Origin of the sequence: Algibacter sp. TI.3.09, assembly GCF_038154905.1 — a bacterium.
GTDB lineage: Bacteria > Bacteroidota > Bacteroidia > Flavobacteriales > Flavobacteriaceae > Algibacter.
This window is the reverse complement of sequence record NZ_JBAKAN010000002.1, coordinates 458,614-476,192: the sequence shown is the minus strand read 5'-3', so window position 1 is coordinate 476,192 and position 17,579 is coordinate 458,614. Positions and strand designations below refer to the sequence as shown.

Below are 17,579 nucleotides of genomic sequence, written 5' to 3'. Positions count from 1 at the left end.
CATACAAACCCGCAACTATTCTTATACATAAACGTTGGCAACAAGCTGAAAATCGTAACAAACCATCAACTTTTTATTTCCTAAAGAATATCAAACCACTAGTTTTATATACTCACAGTAATATTTTATTCAATTTTGTTTGGTGAATCCAAAATAACTTCTATCTTTGCATCATAAGTTCTTTGAAAGAGTATTGAAAATTGTAGTAATTAAAATTCAAACTACTAAAGTGTATTAAGTTACACAACCAATTATGGTTCTATTGGCGACGACACGTAGCGCTCTGAAAAGAAAGCAACGATGAAACTCGGTTCAGGCAAACGCCGAAAACACGAAGTCATTCAATAAGGAAAGCAGTAAAGATGCATTTAGGAAAACCCCTAGAAACGCGCTCGAAGTTAACCTGAATTGAATAAAACTAATAACTTGTAAAAGAGTCTATTTTAAAAGAGACCTTAGTAGCAAGGAATAATTTTGGGGTGATAATGTGAACAACGCATATTGGATTTAATTACAAGCATATTGTAAATGTAGCAAGGCGATATTGCCTTTTAATTAAATACACAATAGATATGCGTAAAAAGCACAATTATCAACACGTCGATGGTCTTATACTAGGTATAAGTACTATCCTTTCTGAGAACCGTTGTTCATTCTCAGACGAAGAAAAAGTTCACTTATCTAATGCAATTAGATATTTAGAAAACTCTAAAAAAGAAAGCGATAAAAAGCCTATAGATTGGAGTTTAGTTTTCAGAGGAATTGATTTACTCAACAGAGTAATGACCAATTTTGATGATTTTCCGAACATTTTCTAACCTGACACCCCATTAATTTTTTCAAATAAATAACACATGGATTTAGGACTAGCAATAAAATCAATTAGAAAACAAAAAGGTTTAAAACAAAACCAATTTGCGGAACTTTGTGAAATTACTCAAGCCTACTTATCACAGATTGAGAATAATAACAAAGAACCAAATCTTTCGACTTTAAAAACAATTTCTAAGAAACTAGAAACACCATTACCTATTCTATTTTTTCTTTCAATAGATAGTGATGACATCAGTCCAGAAAAAGAAGATGCTTTCAAGATAATTGCACCATCGGTAAAATCATTGATAAATCAATTTTTCACAACTCAATGATTAAAACACCAAAACATCTAGCCTTTACTTTAAAAGTAGATATTAAAGAAATACATTCAATTTTAAATAATATCGACAATTTCTACAGAGAGAAAATTGAAATTAAAAAGGATAAATTTGGTAAACCAAAACTAGATGCAAAGGGTGAACCTAAAAAAAGAATAATAAATCCAAGTACAAAAAGATTAAAAGTAATTCAAACTAGAATACATAGAAATATTCTAAACCAAATTGCAATGCCAAGTTATGCATTTGGTGCTGTAAAAGGGAAAGACAATGTTGACAATGCTAAACAACATCAAGGAAAAAGATACAAATTTACAACAGATTTAAAAGATTTCTTTCCATCAATAACTAACAAAGCTGTTTTTAAGATGTTTGTTAGTCAAGGTTTTTCGCCCGAAGTTTCAAGTCTTCTTACTAAACTAACCACTTATAAAGGTAAAATTCCACAAGGAGCACCAACTTCCTCTACTTTGGCTAATTTAGTCTTTATCAAAACTGGAGATATTTTACAAGAATTCGCCAAAGAAAATAATGCGACTTTCACTTCATTTGTGGACGATATGACTTTTTCTTCAGCACAAGATTTTAAAAGTAAAATTCCTCAGATTTTAGAGATTATTACAAACGACTATAAAATAAGTCACAAGAAAACGAATTACTCTCGAAATCCAAATATTACTGGACTTCACGCAATGAATAACCATTTAAAATTACCTCAATCATTTATAGCAAAATTAGAATCGACTGAAAACAAAACAGCGGAACAAATTGCTGGTCTTAAAATGTATAAAGAAAAGGTAGATAAAGCGAATTACGGAAAAAAGCCAGTTGCCAACAAAGTACTGTGCTAAAAAATAGGTGAAACTCACTAAATTACTCTAACAGTTATTATCGTAAATCAGCCTTGACTTGTAATAACAATCGCTGGTTTTCCATTCTTTTTTCAGTAAAGGCTTTTCTTTTTTGGATAGGTAACGTTTATGGTAAGTTAATTTGTTTATAACTATCAAACCTCGGCAAACACTCGCGCTAGGGATTGAACGGTATGTTTGAAATCCTTTTTGTTTTTCCTTTAAAAACAAAAAGATTGAGTAGTGAAAGCCCGACCCTTTTCGGGTAGCGCTCAAAATGTTTTTATTCTAAGTGTGAGTTCTTTTGAAAATATTATCTTTGTGGCTTAAAATATTTCTTAACCTTAAAAACTTAGTATAGCATGCAACTGTACAACAAATTAAGCGCCGAAGAAAGAGCTGAATTAATTGACAACGCAGGAAAAAGTCGATTAACACTTTCTTTTTATCAGTATGCCAAAATTGGCAATCCGCAAATTTTTAGAGATCATTTGTTTTTAACTTGGGACCCGATGGAGGTTTTAGGTAGAATTTACGTGGCCCACGAGGGTATTAACGGGCAATTATCTTTGCCAGCCGATCGATTTAACGAGTTTAAATCGCATTTAGATACCATAGATTTTTTAAAAGATATTCGATTAAATGTTGCTGTAGAGCAGGATAATAAGTCGTTTTTGAAGTTGAAAGTAAAAGTGCGAAACAAAATTGTTGCCGATGGTTTAAACGATGATACCTTTGATGTGCGTAACAAAGGTGTGCATGTAGATGCTGGGAAATTTAATGAATTAATTGAAGATGAAAACACCGTTTTGGTGGATATGCGAAACCATTATGAGAGTGAAATTGGGCATTTTAAAAATGCTGTAACTCCAGATGTGGATACTTTTAGAGAGTCTTTAGATATTATTGAAGACGATTTAAAAGCGCATAAAGAAGATAAAAATTTAGTGATGTATTGCACCGGTGGCATACGTTGCGAAAAAGCGAGTGCCTATTTTAAGCATAAAGGATTCAAAAATGTTTTTCAGTTGGAAGGTGGTATTATTGAATATACGCGCCAGGTGAAAGAGGATCAACTTGAGAATAAATTTTTAGGACAAAATTTTGTTTTTGATGAGCGTCGTGCTGAACGTATTAGTGACGATGTGATTGCTAATTGTCACCAATGTGGAGCACCGTTTGATGTACACACCAACTGTGCTAACGAGGCTTGCCACTTATTATTTATACAGTGCGATAATTGTAAAACAGAAATGGACAGTTGTTGTTCTACAGCTTGTAAAGAAATACACGCTTTACCTTTCGAGGAACAAAAAGAACTCCGTAAAGGACAAGGTAATAGCAACGATATTTTTAAGAAAGGTCGTGCGGATCACTTACCTTATAAAAAGGATTTACGCAACATTTTTGATGTTTTGAAAACACAAAAAGAAGCTTAATTTTTTACTACAAATTAATATTGAAATGCCACGGGGACACCTGGTGGCATTTTTAGTTTATAATAAGCGTGTAGTTAATGTCTTGTAGCGATAAAAGGCTGATGTCTTTTCGGTTTTCGAGATTAAATAGCGATTGTAATTCTTTTATTTCTTCGCGATTAAACATAAGTACTAAATTGGGCTGCATAGATGGTATTGGTATTTTACGCTGCACTTTGGCGCAGGCATATTTATGCTCCCAATAATCTATTTCTATATTGATTACATAGTCTTTAAATTGTTTAAACTCGCTTTGTTGAAACTCTAAGTATATATTGTTGAATTCCAAATGAAATACATGGCATTCACTACAAAAGGAGAGTTCGCCACTGGGGACTTTGGATAAAACTTTTACACTATCTCTACACATAATTTATAATTTTTAGTAGCAGTCTGTTTTTATTTGATTGTTGTCTTGAAAGGCACTTAACGGTAGGTTTAACTCGGCTGAGGTAATATCGTTAAGAGTTATTAAAACACCGTTTTGCATGGCAACCGAGCCGCAGATCATGATAACACCACCAGATTTTAAAACCCGAGTTATGATTTCTGTTTTTTCCATAATTAAGTTTTGCACATACTTCTTTTGGCTTTCTTCTCTAGAAAAACTCACGAAGAAACCAGAAAGACTTTTGCTATAAAACGCACGATCTATTAAATCGGAATACATTTTTAACGATTCTTTTGAGCGACCACCCCAAAACAAGTATTTTCTGGCTTGCTTGGTAGTATCGTTAATCATGCCTAGAAAAGGTGCAATGCCGGTACCGTTGGCAATCATGACTACTTCTTTAGCTTTTTTAGGGAAATGAAAATCGGTATTCGTTTTTATCGTGGCTGTCGTCATGTCGTTAATATTTAGGTGGTTAAAATAATTGGAGCATAAACCAAACTCATGTTTTTTAATACTTAAAAGTATATTGTTGTCTAGCTTAGCAATAGAGTACAAGCGCTCTACCGGATCATTCTCTGGGTAAACAGAAAGTAAATCTCCTGATTGAAATGTTACTTTTTTACTTGGTTTTAAATGAAGTAAGAAGGTTTGGTCTTGGTTGAGATTTGTGCGGTTAACTAGTTGAAATGTTTTTTGATTTTTGGTGTTTATTCTGTTTTTTGGAGCTTCTAGATTTAGGGTTAAACCGTTATGTTCACTCCATTTTTTTGCCCACAGAGAAAAATCGGAAAACGATTGATTGTTTATTTTATGAAGGGCCGTATTAGGAATAAAGTTTTTATGAAACTGTAGTGTGGCATCTACCACTACAGCGTATTTGCAATAATCTGGATAAGCCATTGACCCAAAGCCAACCACAGAATATTGTAGACTGTTTTTTTGCTGAATATTGCTAATTAGTTTCTCGAAATTTTTGGAGTTTGTTGGTGCTTCGCCTTCGCCATAAGTCGATGTAAAAATAATAAGCTGTTTGGCTTTTTTGTAAGTTGTGTATTTGTTTAATTCAGTAATAAAAACCGCTTTTCCTGCTGCTAAAAGCGCATTGTAAAAGGCGTTTGAGAGCGCAAATGTGTTTCCGGTTTCTGAGCCGACTAGAATAATGAATTCCGATTGGTCTTTTTTGTGCTTATTTTTTGGCACGGTACTCTTTTTTGTACGTCGAATAGACATAGCGAAACCAGAATAAATAAAGAATAAAATAGCTGCAGAAGTAAATAATAAAACAAGAGGCCAAATTATGCTACCTTGCCCAGTATGCAAGACAAAACTTAGGTTTGAGGCTTGTGTTACTAAAGGTTTTTGTTGCGTGCTAATGGCAACTCCTGAGAATTGATTTACAAGTATTTCTTCATCTTTTAATTTTAAGGTGAAATAGTCTTCAATGTCATCAGAAAAAGGGAATTCTAGATGTTCAACATCTTCTAATGGAATATTTTTAAAAAGCTGAAAGTCTGCAACATTAATTTTTGAGGTTTCGGTAAAAGATTCATCTAAAAATTGATGCGAAATTTTATCGGAAGGTAATAATGAAAACTTTTCTAAAGACAAGTAAACACCAGTAATAGTTACAATAACTATTGGGATAAGCGTGTAACGACCAATGATAATATGATAATATTGATCGAATTCTTCTTTTACAACTTTAGAGAAAAATTTTGATAAACCACCTTGACGCTTTCCTATTAAAATAACGCCTGTTATAGCCATTAAAAGGAGTAAAAACGAGACTATACCAATAATAGCACGGCCTGTCGATTTTAAAAATAAGGACCGGTGTAGATTGGTTGCAAACTTAAAAACGGGCGCTTTTTCAATAAGTTCTCCTATTTTTTTTCCTGTAAAAGGATTTATATAAAAGGTTTCATTGTTTCCTTCTTTTGTTATTACAGAAGCGCTTACAAAATCGTTTTTATCAATATCTATATTTATAACTTCTGAGTATTCGCTTTGTAAAACCTCAATGGTTTTAGCTAAAGATAAGGTCTCTGCTTCGTGCACAGCATAAGGCTCTAGCTTATTCGAAATAGGTTCGAATGCTAAAATAATGCCAGTTATAGAGGCTAGTAGAATAAATAGAGAAGAAGATATAGCCAAAATAAGATGGCTATATCTCCAAATAGAAATGGTCATTTAATGCAATATTTGTTAAATATTAAGGCGTAGTGCCCCGAGAGATTTATTGCGGTATCATACGTACATAGCGTATGTAACCATTTCCCTCATGTTTTAATTTTACGTTTTCTGAAGTTAAAGGAAACTCAACATCTTTAGTGTGGTATTCTTTATCTTCTACGGCGGTTTCAAAACGGATGCTGTATCCAGCGTTTATTTTATCGTTTTCAATTTCAACTACACTTATAGCGCGTTCTCCTCCGCCAATAGTGGCGCCTGTAATGGCATCGATAGATGGTCTTGTTTTACCGTAAAAACGCCACCATTCCGAAATATCATGGTACCATTCATCATCGTCACCTTGTACGTAAAGTGTTTTTTCATATTCACCTTCTGGATTAATTAAGGAAATTACGACATAAGCGCCTTCTCCAGAATAATTAATCATTTGCACCATACATTTAAAGCTGTTTGGTTTTGGTGTAAAAGCAAAAGATGCTATTAAGGTTAGGGCAAGTATAGTAAGGAATGCGTATGGTTTTATTTTTGTTTTCATTGGGTATTATTTTAAGAAGTTAATATCGATTGCATTTGCTTTTAGTATCTCGTTTTCTTGTGCTAAATCGAAAACAGATTCCTCGAATTCTGTTACAGCATTTTTATCGGCACCTTGTTCAATAAGGTATTTTAAAATTGAAGCATCTTTCGCTTTCATGGCTGCAATATGAAGTACTGAAAGGCCATCTTTATTGGTAGTGTTGATGTCGAGTTTTATTGGTTCTAAAAATTTTAGTAAATCTAAATCTAGTTTCTCTATTGCGATTTGGTATAAGGTGTTATTACCAGCTTGCGTAGCGGTAAAATCTACTTGGTGCGCTTTTAATAGTTTTGCCTTTTCGTTAAAACCAGTTTTTTGCCTTTTGCTGTAAGTGTTTACTAAATAGTAAGCTAAATTGTTACCTTCTTTATCTACAATTTTAGCATCGGCCTTGTTAGCTAATAAATAAGATACAACTTCTGGCTTGTTACGTTCTACTGCAAGCGTTAAAGCCGATTGTCCTTTTTTGTTTAATACATTAATATTTTTATTAAGTGGCTCTAAATATTTTACAATGTCTAAACTATTAGATTGCGCTGCTTTTATAAATGGCGTATTTCCGTTTTCATCTTGCTTATTAACATCGACTCCTTTTTTTATAAAATAATCTAAAATCTTGATGTCTTTAGTGTTTGCAGCAACGTTATGCAATGGGTTTGTCCCGTTTTTAGTAGTAATATTGGCTTCAATACCTAAGCTTTCTAGATAGTTGTAAACCTCAATACCATTAGAATGTCCACGACCGCCTTGGCTAGCAAAAATAAAAGCATTTCCACCGTTTTTATTGATGGTATTGTATTCAATACCTTTTGCTACAAGCTTTTTAAGCATATCGATATTACCTGATTTTGCCGTGTAATTAAACACGCCATTTCCGTAATTATCTTTACTTTTTAAATCGATGCCTTTAGCTTCAAAATAGTTGACAAGTTCAAAATCTGACAGTTTAGGAACTAGAAGTAAAAGCGCATTGGCTCCATCTTTACTTGTTTCAGTAAGTACGTTAGCTCCATGAGCTATTAGAGCATCATATATTTTGGTGTTTGTTTGTCCTGCGGCAGCTGCGAAAATTAATGGAGAACTTCCTTTATCATCAATAATATCTGTTTTTGCACCGTTTTTTAATAGGTAATTTACGAGTTCTAAATTTCCGGAGTAAGCGGCCCAAAATAAGTAGGTTCTGCCATCGTGTGTTAATTTGTTAACACCGTTTTCTTCAAAACTTAATAAGTATTTTGTGATGTTAAAATCGGCTTTGGCAAAGATAGAACTTGTTACAGCATCAAAACCAAAGGCGGTTAATTCCGAAGGACTATTGCCTTCCTTAATAGTTTGCTTTATTTTTTCTAAACTGGGTTTATTTGCCCAGAATTTTTTGTTGCGTAATGAGTTTGTGTCCTGTGCAAAGGCGCTGATAGTACAAACTAAGATTAATGCAATTTTTATTAATTGTTTCATATTTATTATTTTACAAAAGATTCTATTACTGGATTAATTTTTTCTGAAGTATTGTAGTTTTCATTATCAAACAAAAACTTATAAAGTGGCTTATTGTCTACTTTTTCTTCCAAAATAAGGTTGGTGTTTCTGTTATAAACAGCATCCCATTTGTTACGAACAAGTGCCCATTTATCTTGGTTTTCTGTCCACCAATCGGCAGCAGCTTTACATTTGCTATCGGCTACTTTCACGTAAGTGTTATACCCTTTTTCTTTAGCTAAAATCACATCAGCTTTGCCAGCTTCACGAATTACTTTACTGTTATCTTGATCGTGTACCCAGCCAGTGCTTGTAATTTCGTGACGGTTGCCACGTGTGGTTACATTGTAATCGCTACGTTTTGTGTATTCTCGTCTTGGTAGTGGCGCATCAGTGGTGTTTTCCCAGTAATTTTTACCGTCTACATGTACCCAAGTTCCTGAACCTTCGTAACGCGGACTATCATCTACTTGATATACTTTTTGCGTCCATTGCCCTTTCACTTCAGCTTTTGGTTTTGTGATAAAATTCCAAGTATTATCGCCATTAAACATGTAGAACTCTGTGTTTTCAAAAAGCCAATCTTGTCTCCAGTGCTTTACAATGTATGGGCTGTTTGCTGGTCCAACTTGTAATAAATGCTGAATAGAAATTTTGTTTTTATCATCTTCAACAAGTTGCGCCCACTCTAAACCCTTATCAACTTTGGTTTGCGATGGTTTGTATAGTGAGTCTTCGCTGTAGTTAAAAGTCTCGGCAAAATTAAAGGTAACTTCAAAACAACCGCACATGTTTTTAATGGCAGCGGCATCTTGTTTTTTCTTGTTTTGGGCCTTTACTGTTGTTGTAATTGTAAAGCATATTAAAATTAATAGCGCTAATGGTCTCATTTTTAAGCTGTTTTTTTTCTTGGGTTAGTGATTGATGTAAAATAAATTAAAATTTATTGTTCTTATTTAGACTGAATTAAAATAACGTTTATATTTGCAGCAAATTTATATAGAATGAATCTAAATAAAAACATTATTTTAATCTTTTTTTCAATAACTTTTTCAAGCATTGCATTTTCTCAAGCAGAAAAAGAAGCGGAACAAGAAGTGAATGGTTTAGAGGAAGTTGTGGTTACGGGCCAATACAATCCGCAGTCTATCCGAAAATCGGTTAATAGTGTTATCGTTATAAATCGCGAACAAATTGAAAATCAGGCTGCGAATAATTTGGCCGATTTACTTAATTATAATCTAAACTTAACGGTTATTCCTAATGCGCAAAGCGGAAAATCTACTATTTCATTTTTTGGTTTAGATGCGCAGTATTTCAATGTTTTGATTGATAATATTCCGTTAGTAAGCGATAATGGTTTAGGGAATAATATCGATTTAACTCAAATAAATTTAGATGATATTGCACGTATTGAAATTGTTGAAGGCGCCATGGGTGTAGAGTACGGAGCCAATGCTGTTTCGGGTGTTATTAACATTATCACAAAAACATCCATAGATAATGCATGGCGTATTCAGGCCATTTTACAAGAAGAAACAGTAAGCGATGAGTATGCTTGGTTTGATGAAGGTAGGCATATACAAGGTTTAAATGTTTCGCATAATATTAATGAAAATTGGTTTGGCCGTGTTGGTGTAAACCGAAATCAGTTTGCGGGATTTTATAATGCACAATTAGGTGAAAACCATTATCAAAATGATGGTTTACGCGGGTATGATTGGCTTCCAAAAACACAAATAAACTCTAATGTATTTTTAAATTATAAGAAGAAATCCTTCAGCTTATCTTATAAATCGGAGTATTTTAATGAAGTGATTCATTATTACGATGCCGCTGTTCGTGCCAATATTGATACCGAAACACAAACTAGTAATCCGTCGGCAACCGATAAAATTTTCACTACCAATAGATTTTTAAATAATTTAAACCTTAACGGACATTTTACATCCGGAGCAAATTATGGACTGTCGCTTTCTTACCAGCAGCAAACACGCGATTTAAACGAGTTTAATTATTACATACTTACCCAAGACAGAACAAACGAAACCGATGAAACTTATCAGTCTAGTCATGTGTTTTTTGCAAAAGGATTGGTTAGTAATTTGGTAAAAAGTGATGTATTTAACTTTCAATTGGGGTTTGAAAGTCGCTTGATGAAGGGCTTTGATACCGAAGCTTCGGGAGATGTTACTCAGTTAGATAAGGAACAAAAGCAAAATAATACGGCTGTTTTTGGGTCTTCGGAATTTAGCTTAAGTGAAAAATTCTCAATTCGACCAGGAATTCGATATGAGTACAATTCGCTATTTCATTCCAAATTAATAAGTTCTTTTAGCACGCGCTATTTAATGAAACATGGTTTTGAATTGCGAGGAAATATTGGCACGTCGTACCGAACGCCAAGCTTTAGCGAGTTGTACTACTATTTTGTAGATTCTAATCACGATGTGCAAGGGAATGAAAATTTAAATCCTGAGAATGGGTTTTCAGCAACCATAAATCTTAAAAAACGAAGTTGGATAGATGATGTTTCGCTTATAAATACATTTAAAATTACCTATCTCGATGTTAATGATAAAATAGATTTAGCCGTTGTAAATACTTCGCCTTTGCAGTATCAGTATATCAATATTGATGCTTATAAATTATGGGGAATAACTTCGGAAAATAAAATAAAAACCAATAATTGGTCTTTCAATTTAGGCGCTACGCTTCAGGGGATTTCCCGAATTGCTAATAATGAGGTAAATGCGAATAATGATTTTCTGTATTCGTATCAAATAAATACAAGCGCAAATTACTTCATTAAAAAATGGAATACAGGTGTAACGCTGCTTTTAAAACACAACGGAGAACAGAAAGACTATGTGGGATCGGGAACCGATGACGATGGAAATTCTGTATTCGAAAAAGCAACAACCAATGCTTACTCGTGGTTAGATGCATCTATTAAAAAATCTTTTTTTAATAATAAAATTCGAGCTACTCTGGGAGGTAGAAACTTGCTCGATGTCACTGATGTTAGAGTTAGCGGTTCTTCTAGTGGCGCTGTTCATGCTGGTACTAACAGTTCGTTATTACTGGGGTATGGACGATCTTATTATTTAAAACTTTTATACAATCTTAATTTTTAACCAATAAATACTTTTAATATGAATAACAAATTTTCAACTTTAATTTTATGCATTTCTGCACTTGTTTTTTCGAGTTGTAGTAGTGACGATACACCAACTGAACCTATACAAATAGTAATTGAAGGAGCTGCGGTATCTCCAGAAGTTGGTGGGCCAAACGAGCAAAACCAAGTTTATATCGATTTAAGTTCTAATACAACAACGGCTATCCAAAGAGATTCTTGGGATTTAGGTTTCTATGGAGGGGCGGAGTTTCGAGTTGCTATAAATGGGGCAATTTATATGGCTGTAGCCGAATTAACCGAAACCGACATTGATGCTGTAAGTTCAACGTCTACCGAAGTACAAGATTTACAACCTTTAGTGGCTGTTGGTACATACCAAGCTGAAAACATTATATATGTAGATTCTCCAGAAGGTGCAATTACAAATACTGCCATTTCAGAAACATCTGCTACCGATGCAGATAACAAAGTGTATCTAGTAAACTTAGGAAACGCCGTAGGTACAGAAACTCCTGCTACAGGTAGTGTTTCTATTTCTGGAGATTCTAGAGGGTGGAAAAAAATACGTGTTTTAAAAAGTGGAGACGATTATGTTTTACAATATGCAGATTTAGACGCTACCACTCATGAAGAAGTAACTATTTCTAAAAATTCTAATTACAACTTTACATTCTTTAGTTTTAATACAGAAGCTATAGTAAGTGTAGAGCCAGAAAAAACAAATTGGGATTTAAATTTTACCGTTTTCACTAATGAAATAGAAGGTTATGGATCTTACGGATATTCCGATTTTGTTGTAAATAATGTAAAAGCAAATGCGCAAGTTTATATGGTGGATACTGAGGTAGATGCTCTTACTTATGCCGATTTTACTTTAGCAAACGTTAATAGCGCAAATTTTAATAGCGATCAACGCGGTATTGGTAGTAGCTGGAGAAATGGTGGTGGCCCAGGATCTCTACCTTCTTTAAAAGATAATGTGTTTTATGTGGTAAACGATACCGATGGAAACCTATATAAATTACAATTTTTAGCATTAACCAACGCTGATGGCGAGCGTGGTTACCCTGAGTTTGTTTATAGCCTGTTGCAATAGCAACTGTATTAGTACCAGTTATTTTAAGTTAGTTAAAAAAAGCCACTCGTAAATGAGTGGCTTTTTAGTTTTTTATAAATGGTAGTTTATGTTTTAATTAAGCCATCATACTCCCGCAAATCCCCAAACTAACAATAGAATAAACGGCAGCTAAAATGAAAAGAATTTTAGCTGCTTTTTTATGTTTTTTAAACACGATAAAGCCAATAATAGCCAGGAAAATTGCTGGCCCAAACATAATGGCTAGAATAAGGTATATTAAACTATCTAAATTTCCTACTTCTAAAAACATCATAATATTTCTTTTCTAAGTTCTTCTAATCTGGCCTTTTTATCATCACGATAAAATAAGTTCATGGTTTCAAAAGGTATAATTTTATTGTCTTTATCCACAATATGCACGCACGATTTTTTTATGGCACGCACATCAAAATTATAAGCATCAATAAATTGCATTATAATAACTCTAAACAAATTATCGTAACCCAAATTTGGCGCATCAATATTAGGTAAACAGCACATAATAGATTTTAAGTTTTCTTCGGCAACTTCAACAGAGTTTCCTGTGCTAAAGAGCTCAACCATTTTATCTTGTAGTTGTGCATCTTGCTCGTAAATAATAGTGTTTTTGCTATTATCTAGCAAGTCGTTAGGATTTATATATCGCGTTAACGGAAAAACTTCTTCACCCAATTTTAAAGCATAACCCATCACCAAAGCATCCGGATTACAAGGTACAGGTAACAAATCGTCAGGATTAAAAATATCGGTTTGTTCCATTATTTTCCGTCTCACTTCCGTTAAAGTCATTCTGTCCGTTTCCGGATTAAAATTCTCCAATCGACCAGCAATTTGTGTTGGTTGCAACGTTACACCGCGAATACATTTTTGCTTTAAAGCATACTCTATAATTTTTCCAATTTCATGGTCGTTCAATCCTTTTTGTAACGTAACAACCAATGTGGTCGATAGGTTTACAACGTTTAAATTAGCAATAGCCTGCGCTCTAATATGGTTTAAATCTGCTCCACGTAATTCCTGTAAAACGCTATTCTCAAAAGAGTCGAATTGTAAATAAATCTCAAAATCGGGTGAATACGTTTTTAATCGTTCCGCGAAAGCGATATCCTTAGCAATTTTTATACCATTAGTATTCAGCATTAAATGCCTAATTGGTAACGATTTTGCATAATCCATAATCTCCCAAAACTGCGGATGTATAGTGGGTTCACCCCCCGAAATTTGAACCACATCAGGCTCTTTTTCATTCCTAACAATAGTGTCTAACATCGCCTTAACCTCGTCTAAAGTACGATGTCTGCCGTAAGTAGGCGACGATCCTGCATAACAAGTCGGGCACGTTAAATTACAGCGGTCCGTAACCTCCACAACCGTTAAGCAACTGTGTTGCTCATGGTCTGGGCACAACCCACAATCGTAAGGGCAGCCATAATCGGTTTTGGTGTTAAAAATATAAGGCGTTTCACTAGGTTTATTGTAATTCCGTATGTTTTTGTAATACTCAATATCGTCGGCAATTAACACTTTAGAATTCCCGTGTTCCTTGCATCGTTTTAGCATGTAAACGTTACCGTTTTCGAACACAATTTTAGCATCCACACGCTTTAAACATTCCGGGCATAAGCTTAAAGTAAAATCGTAATAAGTATATTTTCTAACAGGCATTTTTTTGTTTTTAAATAAATATTTTGGGCGTTACCCGAAAAGGGTCGGGCTTTTCTCTGCAAGTCCTCGCACTTCCTTCGTCAGGCTGTGGGCTTTACGTTGCAATCCCTAACGCACTTTTTTGCCAATTTTTAGGCTAAAAATAGTGGTTCTGTAATACAGCAAACAAATTAAACATAATATTTGAATTGAGCTTAAACCAAAAACATAAAACACATTAGGTTTTAAGAATTCAATAAAAAACCTAAAGGCGAAATACAAAATCATGAACCATTTAAAAAGCATTCCGTTTTCTAGAGTTGCAGATGTTTTAAGCTTTTGTAAGCCTATAAAAAGTAATATTAAAAACACCAATTCGTAAAGCGATGTTGGGTGTCTTAAAAGGCCATCGCCTAAATCCATTCCAAATATAGAAGAGGTTTTATAACCATACGTAAACTCGTTAATTCCAGAAAGAAAACAACCAATTCGGCCAATAAAAACACCTAAAATTATAGGAAACACAAACAAATCGCCAGAGCGTTGCGTTTCGCCAACTATTTTTTTAGCAAGTTCTACACCAAGTAAACCTCCAAATAAACCGCCCATTATGGTTTTGGCGTTTAGCAATTCTACCAGGTTTTCTTTTGAGAATTCTACCAAGGGGTTTTCTAAAAAACCAACCAAGCGGGAGCCAATAAGTGCACCCAAAGCAGCACCAAGAATTATTGATAAGCGGTTTGTTGTAGAAATTACATCTTTACTATTACGCCGTAAAAACAAGTAATACCGAAAACCAATAAAGAATGCTAAATATTCTAAAACCAAGTGAATATTAATAGTATAACCGAAAATTTCGGGTGTAAATGGAATTTGCAAAGAGTGATTTTTTTATAAATATAGCCGATTTTTTCAATCTAGGTTTTCATAATTCAGTTTCTAACTGTTTATGTTGGTTCAGTAATTAAACCTTTACGGCCTTTTTAAGTCTTATTTATTTAATGGTTAAAGAGTTAATTAGAGGAAAAGCCTTATATTAATTTTTTTAAACTAAACTAAGCCACACCAACTAACATGAAAAAAATATTAATCTGTTTTTTCACAGTAATCCTAACAACATCAACGCTGTTTTCTCAAGAAGAAAAAACTATTCCAGACATTGAAAAAACATATATTCACACCGATAGATCTAAATATGTTGCCGGCGAATCGCTTTGGTATAAGGTATACACTGTTTATGCTTACAATAACTTTTTGTTTAGCCATAGTGGTATTCTTTATGTAGAATTAATTTCGTCCGATTCTAAAATAATTCTTCGAAACACCACCAAATTGATAGGCGGTTTAGGGCATGGCGATTTTAAGTTAACCGATGCTGCAGGTGTAAAGCCTGGTAAATATCAAATACGAGCGTATACCAATTGGACTCGAAATTTTGGAAAAGATTTTATTTTCAAAAAAGATATAGAAGTTCTAGATGTTTTTAATGAGGTTACAGAAACTAGTAGTGAGGCAACAGTTACAAATTCAGAAACAAATAATATCGATTCTACAGCAAGCGAAAAAGAAACTTTAAAAGTTCAGTTTTTCCCAGAAGGCGGATCGCTTATTCAAGATGTACCAAGTGTTGTCGCTTTTAAAGCAGTAGATGTTTACGGAAAGCCTATAAAAGTACAAGGTAAAGTGTATGATTCTAACAACGAACTTGTAACTTTTTTTATGAGTATTCACGACGGCATGGGCGTGTTTCAATTACAACCAGAGTCGGGTAAAACCTATTATGCTAAAATTACAGCTACCAACCATCCTGATATAGAAGTGCCGCTTCCTGCAGCAGATTCAAAAGGGGTTTTGTTAAGTTATAGTGACATCAAGGGCAGAAGTATTATCACCATAAAAACAAACGAAGCTACGCGTTTAGCGCATGCCGAGAAGCCAATTATGTTGCGTTATAAATCTAGAGGACTTTTATATTTTGAAGAAAAACTAGAATTATCGAGCACTAAATTATTGTTAGAATTGCCTCAAGCCGAACTTCCGGAAGGCATAAGTCAAATTACGTTATTCGATGGCGATTTAAAACCACAAAGTGAACGTTTGGTTTATGTAGAAAAAAGTAAAAATGTAAAAGTTGGTTTAACTACGGATAAAACATCTTATAAAACACAGGAGAAAGTTACGCTTAATATAACATCTACAGATAATTCTGGCGTGGCAGTTCCTGCAAGTTACTCACTAGCGGTAACCGATTTAAATGGCTCAAAAAATTTAAATAATAACGAAAGTAATATCAGTTCTTATTTTTTAATGGAATCTGATATTAAAGGTAAAGTGCATAACGCGGGTTATTATTTCGATACTAATAATCCTGCTAGACTACAGCATTTAGATGTGTTACTATTAACCCAAGGTTGGCGCGATTTTTTATGGAAACAAGACCGGAAAGTTGTTGAGAATCCAGATTTTAAAGTAGAAAAAGGAATTAATATTTCAGGGCACGTTAAACATCTTTTCTTACCAAAACCAATTGTTGGGAATACCATTTCTTTAACGTTGTTTAATAAAAGTATAGGGACTTTAAATGAGATTACAGATTCATTAGGTATGTTTAATTTTGATAATTTAGATATTACAGGGAAAGCGCGAATTATATTAACCACTAAAAATAAAAGAGGAAAGAAAAACGGCATGTTTGTTTTAGACTCTATCTTTAAATCTCCAATGTATGTTGGTGCTATACCTAAAGTTCCTAGCGTTAAATTTTCTCCAGAAATAAAGAGTGTAAAACAAAATATTTATAAAAAATATATTGAATTTAACGTGATGCCAGAGAATGTTTTAAATGAAATTGAAGTTACTGGAAAAAAACAAGTAGCGGGAGAAGACATTAATATACACAGCAAAATGGCTAATGGATATGTTGTAGACGACAGTACTCCAAAATTTGCAAGTGTTTTTGAATTGTTAGAATACGCCATTCCAACGCTCGAAGTTGGTAATCGCGAAAGCATAAAGTTTACTAGAAACCCAGGAGCCGCATTAATACTAATAGATCAAAACCGCTTACTAGATCCACAACAAGAGGGATCGGATATGATTATTGCAATGTTAACGGATATTCAACCCGAAGATGTCCTTAAAATAGAATATGATAATAGCGCCGTGTCCACAATGATGTATGGAAACCAAGGAGCAAATGGTTCTATTAAGATTTATACAACAAACAATTCGAATTCTAATTTTGGTAACGGTAACCCTAAAGAAGCCTTACAAACCATAAATAAACAGATAAAGGGGTATGATGAAGGTCGTGTTTTTTATTCGCCAAATTTGGAGATTATAGCCGATAGTAAAGATAAGAACGCGTCTATTCGTAACACCTTGTATTGGAATCCGTATGTTCATCCAAATAAAACTGGCGTTTTAGAACTTCATTATTACAATACTCAAGTTGAAACCGAAGTGAAATTAAGTTTAGAAGGTATTACGGCAAGTGGTATTCCTGTTGTGGTAAAAACAACGTATTCTATTGAAAAATAGGTTGTTTTAT

At 33.8% G+C, this 17,579-nt stretch carries 15 protein-coding genes; 7 read left to right on the top strand and 8 right to left on the bottom strand.

Features of this window, described 5'->3' with window-relative positions; translation table 11 throughout:
- The first annotated feature begins 572 nt into the window (after positions 1-572).
- The 4 genes from V6246_RS09775 to trhO all read left to right on the top strand — a co-directional run bounded on the left by V6246_RS09775 (position 573) and on the right by trhO (position 3,444).
- A complete protein-coding gene (locus V6246_RS09775) occupies positions 573-818 on the top strand; it encodes a hypothetical protein (protein WP_341560220.1) in 246 nt (81 codons plus the stop codon).
- Between the two features lie 36 nt (positions 819-854).
- The gene (locus V6246_RS09770; RefSeq protein ID WP_341560218.1) at positions 855-1,148 is read left to right on the top strand and encodes a helix-turn-helix domain-containing protein; all 294 of its coding nucleotides are present in this window, start codon (positions 855-857) and stop codon (positions 1,146-1,148) included.
- On the top strand, positions 1,145-2,005 hold the full coding sequence (locus V6246_RS09765) for a reverse transcriptase family protein (protein ID WP_341560216.1): 861 nt from the start codon (positions 1,145-1,147) through the stop codon (positions 2,003-2,005). The genes V6246_RS09770 and V6246_RS09765 overlap by 4 nt, the downstream gene beginning before the upstream one ends.
- Positions 2,006-2,367: 362 nt before the next feature.
- Positions 2,368-3,444, top strand: coding sequence for an oxygen-dependent tRNA uridine(34) hydroxylase TrhO (gene trhO / locus V6246_RS09760; RefSeq protein ID WP_341560215.1), 1,077 nt, complete (start codon positions 2,368-2,370; stop codon positions 3,442-3,444).
- Positions 3,445-3,496: 52 nt separating this feature from the next.
- On the opposite strand, the gene V6246_RS09755 is transcribed toward trhO, so the two are convergent.
- Genes V6246_RS09755 through V6246_RS09735 form a run of 5 tightly spaced genes read right to left on the bottom strand, consistent with a single transcriptional unit; the run spans position 3,497 to position 9,016 of the window.
- Entirely contained in the window at positions 3,497-3,853 is a 357-nt protein-coding gene (locus V6246_RS09755) for a DUF6686 family protein (RefSeq protein WP_083415727.1), read from the bottom strand.
- Between the two features lie 12 nt (positions 3,854-3,865).
- Positions 3,866-6,067 carry a PepSY domain-containing protein gene (locus tag V6246_RS09750; protein ID WP_341560214.1) on the bottom strand — a complete coding sequence of 734 codons (2,202 nt, stop codon included), beginning with the start codon at positions 6,065-6,067 and terminating at the stop codon, positions 3,866-3,868.
- A 46-nt stretch (positions 6,068-6,113) separates the two neighbouring features.
- Positions 6,114-6,605: a DUF2271 domain-containing protein gene (locus tag V6246_RS09745; RefSeq protein WP_341560213.1), complete on the bottom strand. Its 492-nt coding sequence runs from the start codon at positions 6,603-6,605 to the stop codon at positions 6,114-6,116.
- Between the two features lie 6 nt (positions 6,606-6,611).
- Positions 6,612-8,105 carry an ankyrin repeat domain-containing protein gene (locus V6246_RS09740; RefSeq protein WP_341560212.1) on the bottom strand — a complete coding sequence of 498 codons (1,494 nt, stop codon included), beginning with the start codon at positions 8,103-8,105 and terminating at the stop codon, positions 6,612-6,614.
- Positions 8,106-8,110: 5 nt separating this feature from the next.
- Positions 8,111-9,016 carry a DUF6607 family protein gene (locus tag V6246_RS09735; protein ID WP_341560210.1) on the bottom strand — a complete coding sequence of 302 codons (906 nt, stop codon included), beginning with the start codon at positions 9,014-9,016 and terminating at the stop codon, positions 8,111-8,113.
- Positions 9,017-9,130: 114 nt separating this feature from the next.
- Between V6246_RS09735 and V6246_RS09730 the strand changes: the two genes are divergently transcribed.
- Both V6246_RS09730 and V6246_RS09725 read left to right on the top strand, forming a co-directional pair.
- Positions 9,131-11,263, top strand: a complete 2,133-nt coding sequence (locus V6246_RS09730; protein WP_341560209.1) for a TonB-dependent receptor plug domain-containing protein — start codon at positions 9,131-9,133, stop codon at positions 11,261-11,263.
- An 18-nt stretch (positions 11,264-11,281) separates the two neighbouring features.
- Positions 11,282-12,364: an HmuY family protein gene (locus tag V6246_RS09725; RefSeq protein WP_341560208.1), complete on the top strand. Its 1,083-nt coding sequence runs from the start codon at positions 11,282-11,284 to the stop codon at positions 12,362-12,364.
- A 97-nt stretch (positions 12,365-12,461) separates the two neighbouring features.
- Here V6246_RS09725 and V6246_RS09720 read toward each other — a convergent pair whose 3' ends face one another.
- The 3 genes from V6246_RS09720 to V6246_RS09710 all read right to left on the bottom strand — a co-directional run bounded on the left by V6246_RS09720 (position 12,462) and on the right by V6246_RS09710 (position 14,908).
- On the bottom strand, positions 12,462-12,659 hold the full coding sequence (locus tag V6246_RS09720) for a hypothetical protein (RefSeq protein ID WP_341560207.1): 198 nt from the start codon (positions 12,657-12,659) through the stop codon (positions 12,462-12,464).
- Entirely contained in the window at positions 12,656-14,050 is a 1,395-nt protein-coding gene (locus V6246_RS09715) for a radical SAM protein (protein ID WP_341560205.1), read from the bottom strand. Before V6246_RS09715 ends, V6246_RS09720 begins: the two co-directional genes overlap by 4 nt.
- A 108-nt stretch (positions 14,051-14,158) precedes the next feature.
- The gene (locus V6246_RS09710) at positions 14,159-14,908 is read right to left on the bottom strand and encodes a prolipoprotein diacylglyceryl transferase (protein WP_341560204.1); all 750 of its coding nucleotides are present in this window, start codon (positions 14,906-14,908) and stop codon (positions 14,159-14,161) included.
- A 195-nt stretch (positions 14,909-15,103) separates the two neighbouring features.
- Between V6246_RS09710 and V6246_RS09705 the strand changes: the two genes are divergently transcribed.
- Positions 15,104-17,569 carry a hypothetical protein gene (locus V6246_RS09705; RefSeq protein WP_341560202.1) on the top strand — a complete coding sequence of 822 codons (2,466 nt, stop codon included), beginning with the start codon at positions 15,104-15,106 and terminating at the stop codon, positions 17,567-17,569.
- Positions 17,570-17,579 lie beyond the last annotated feature (10 nt).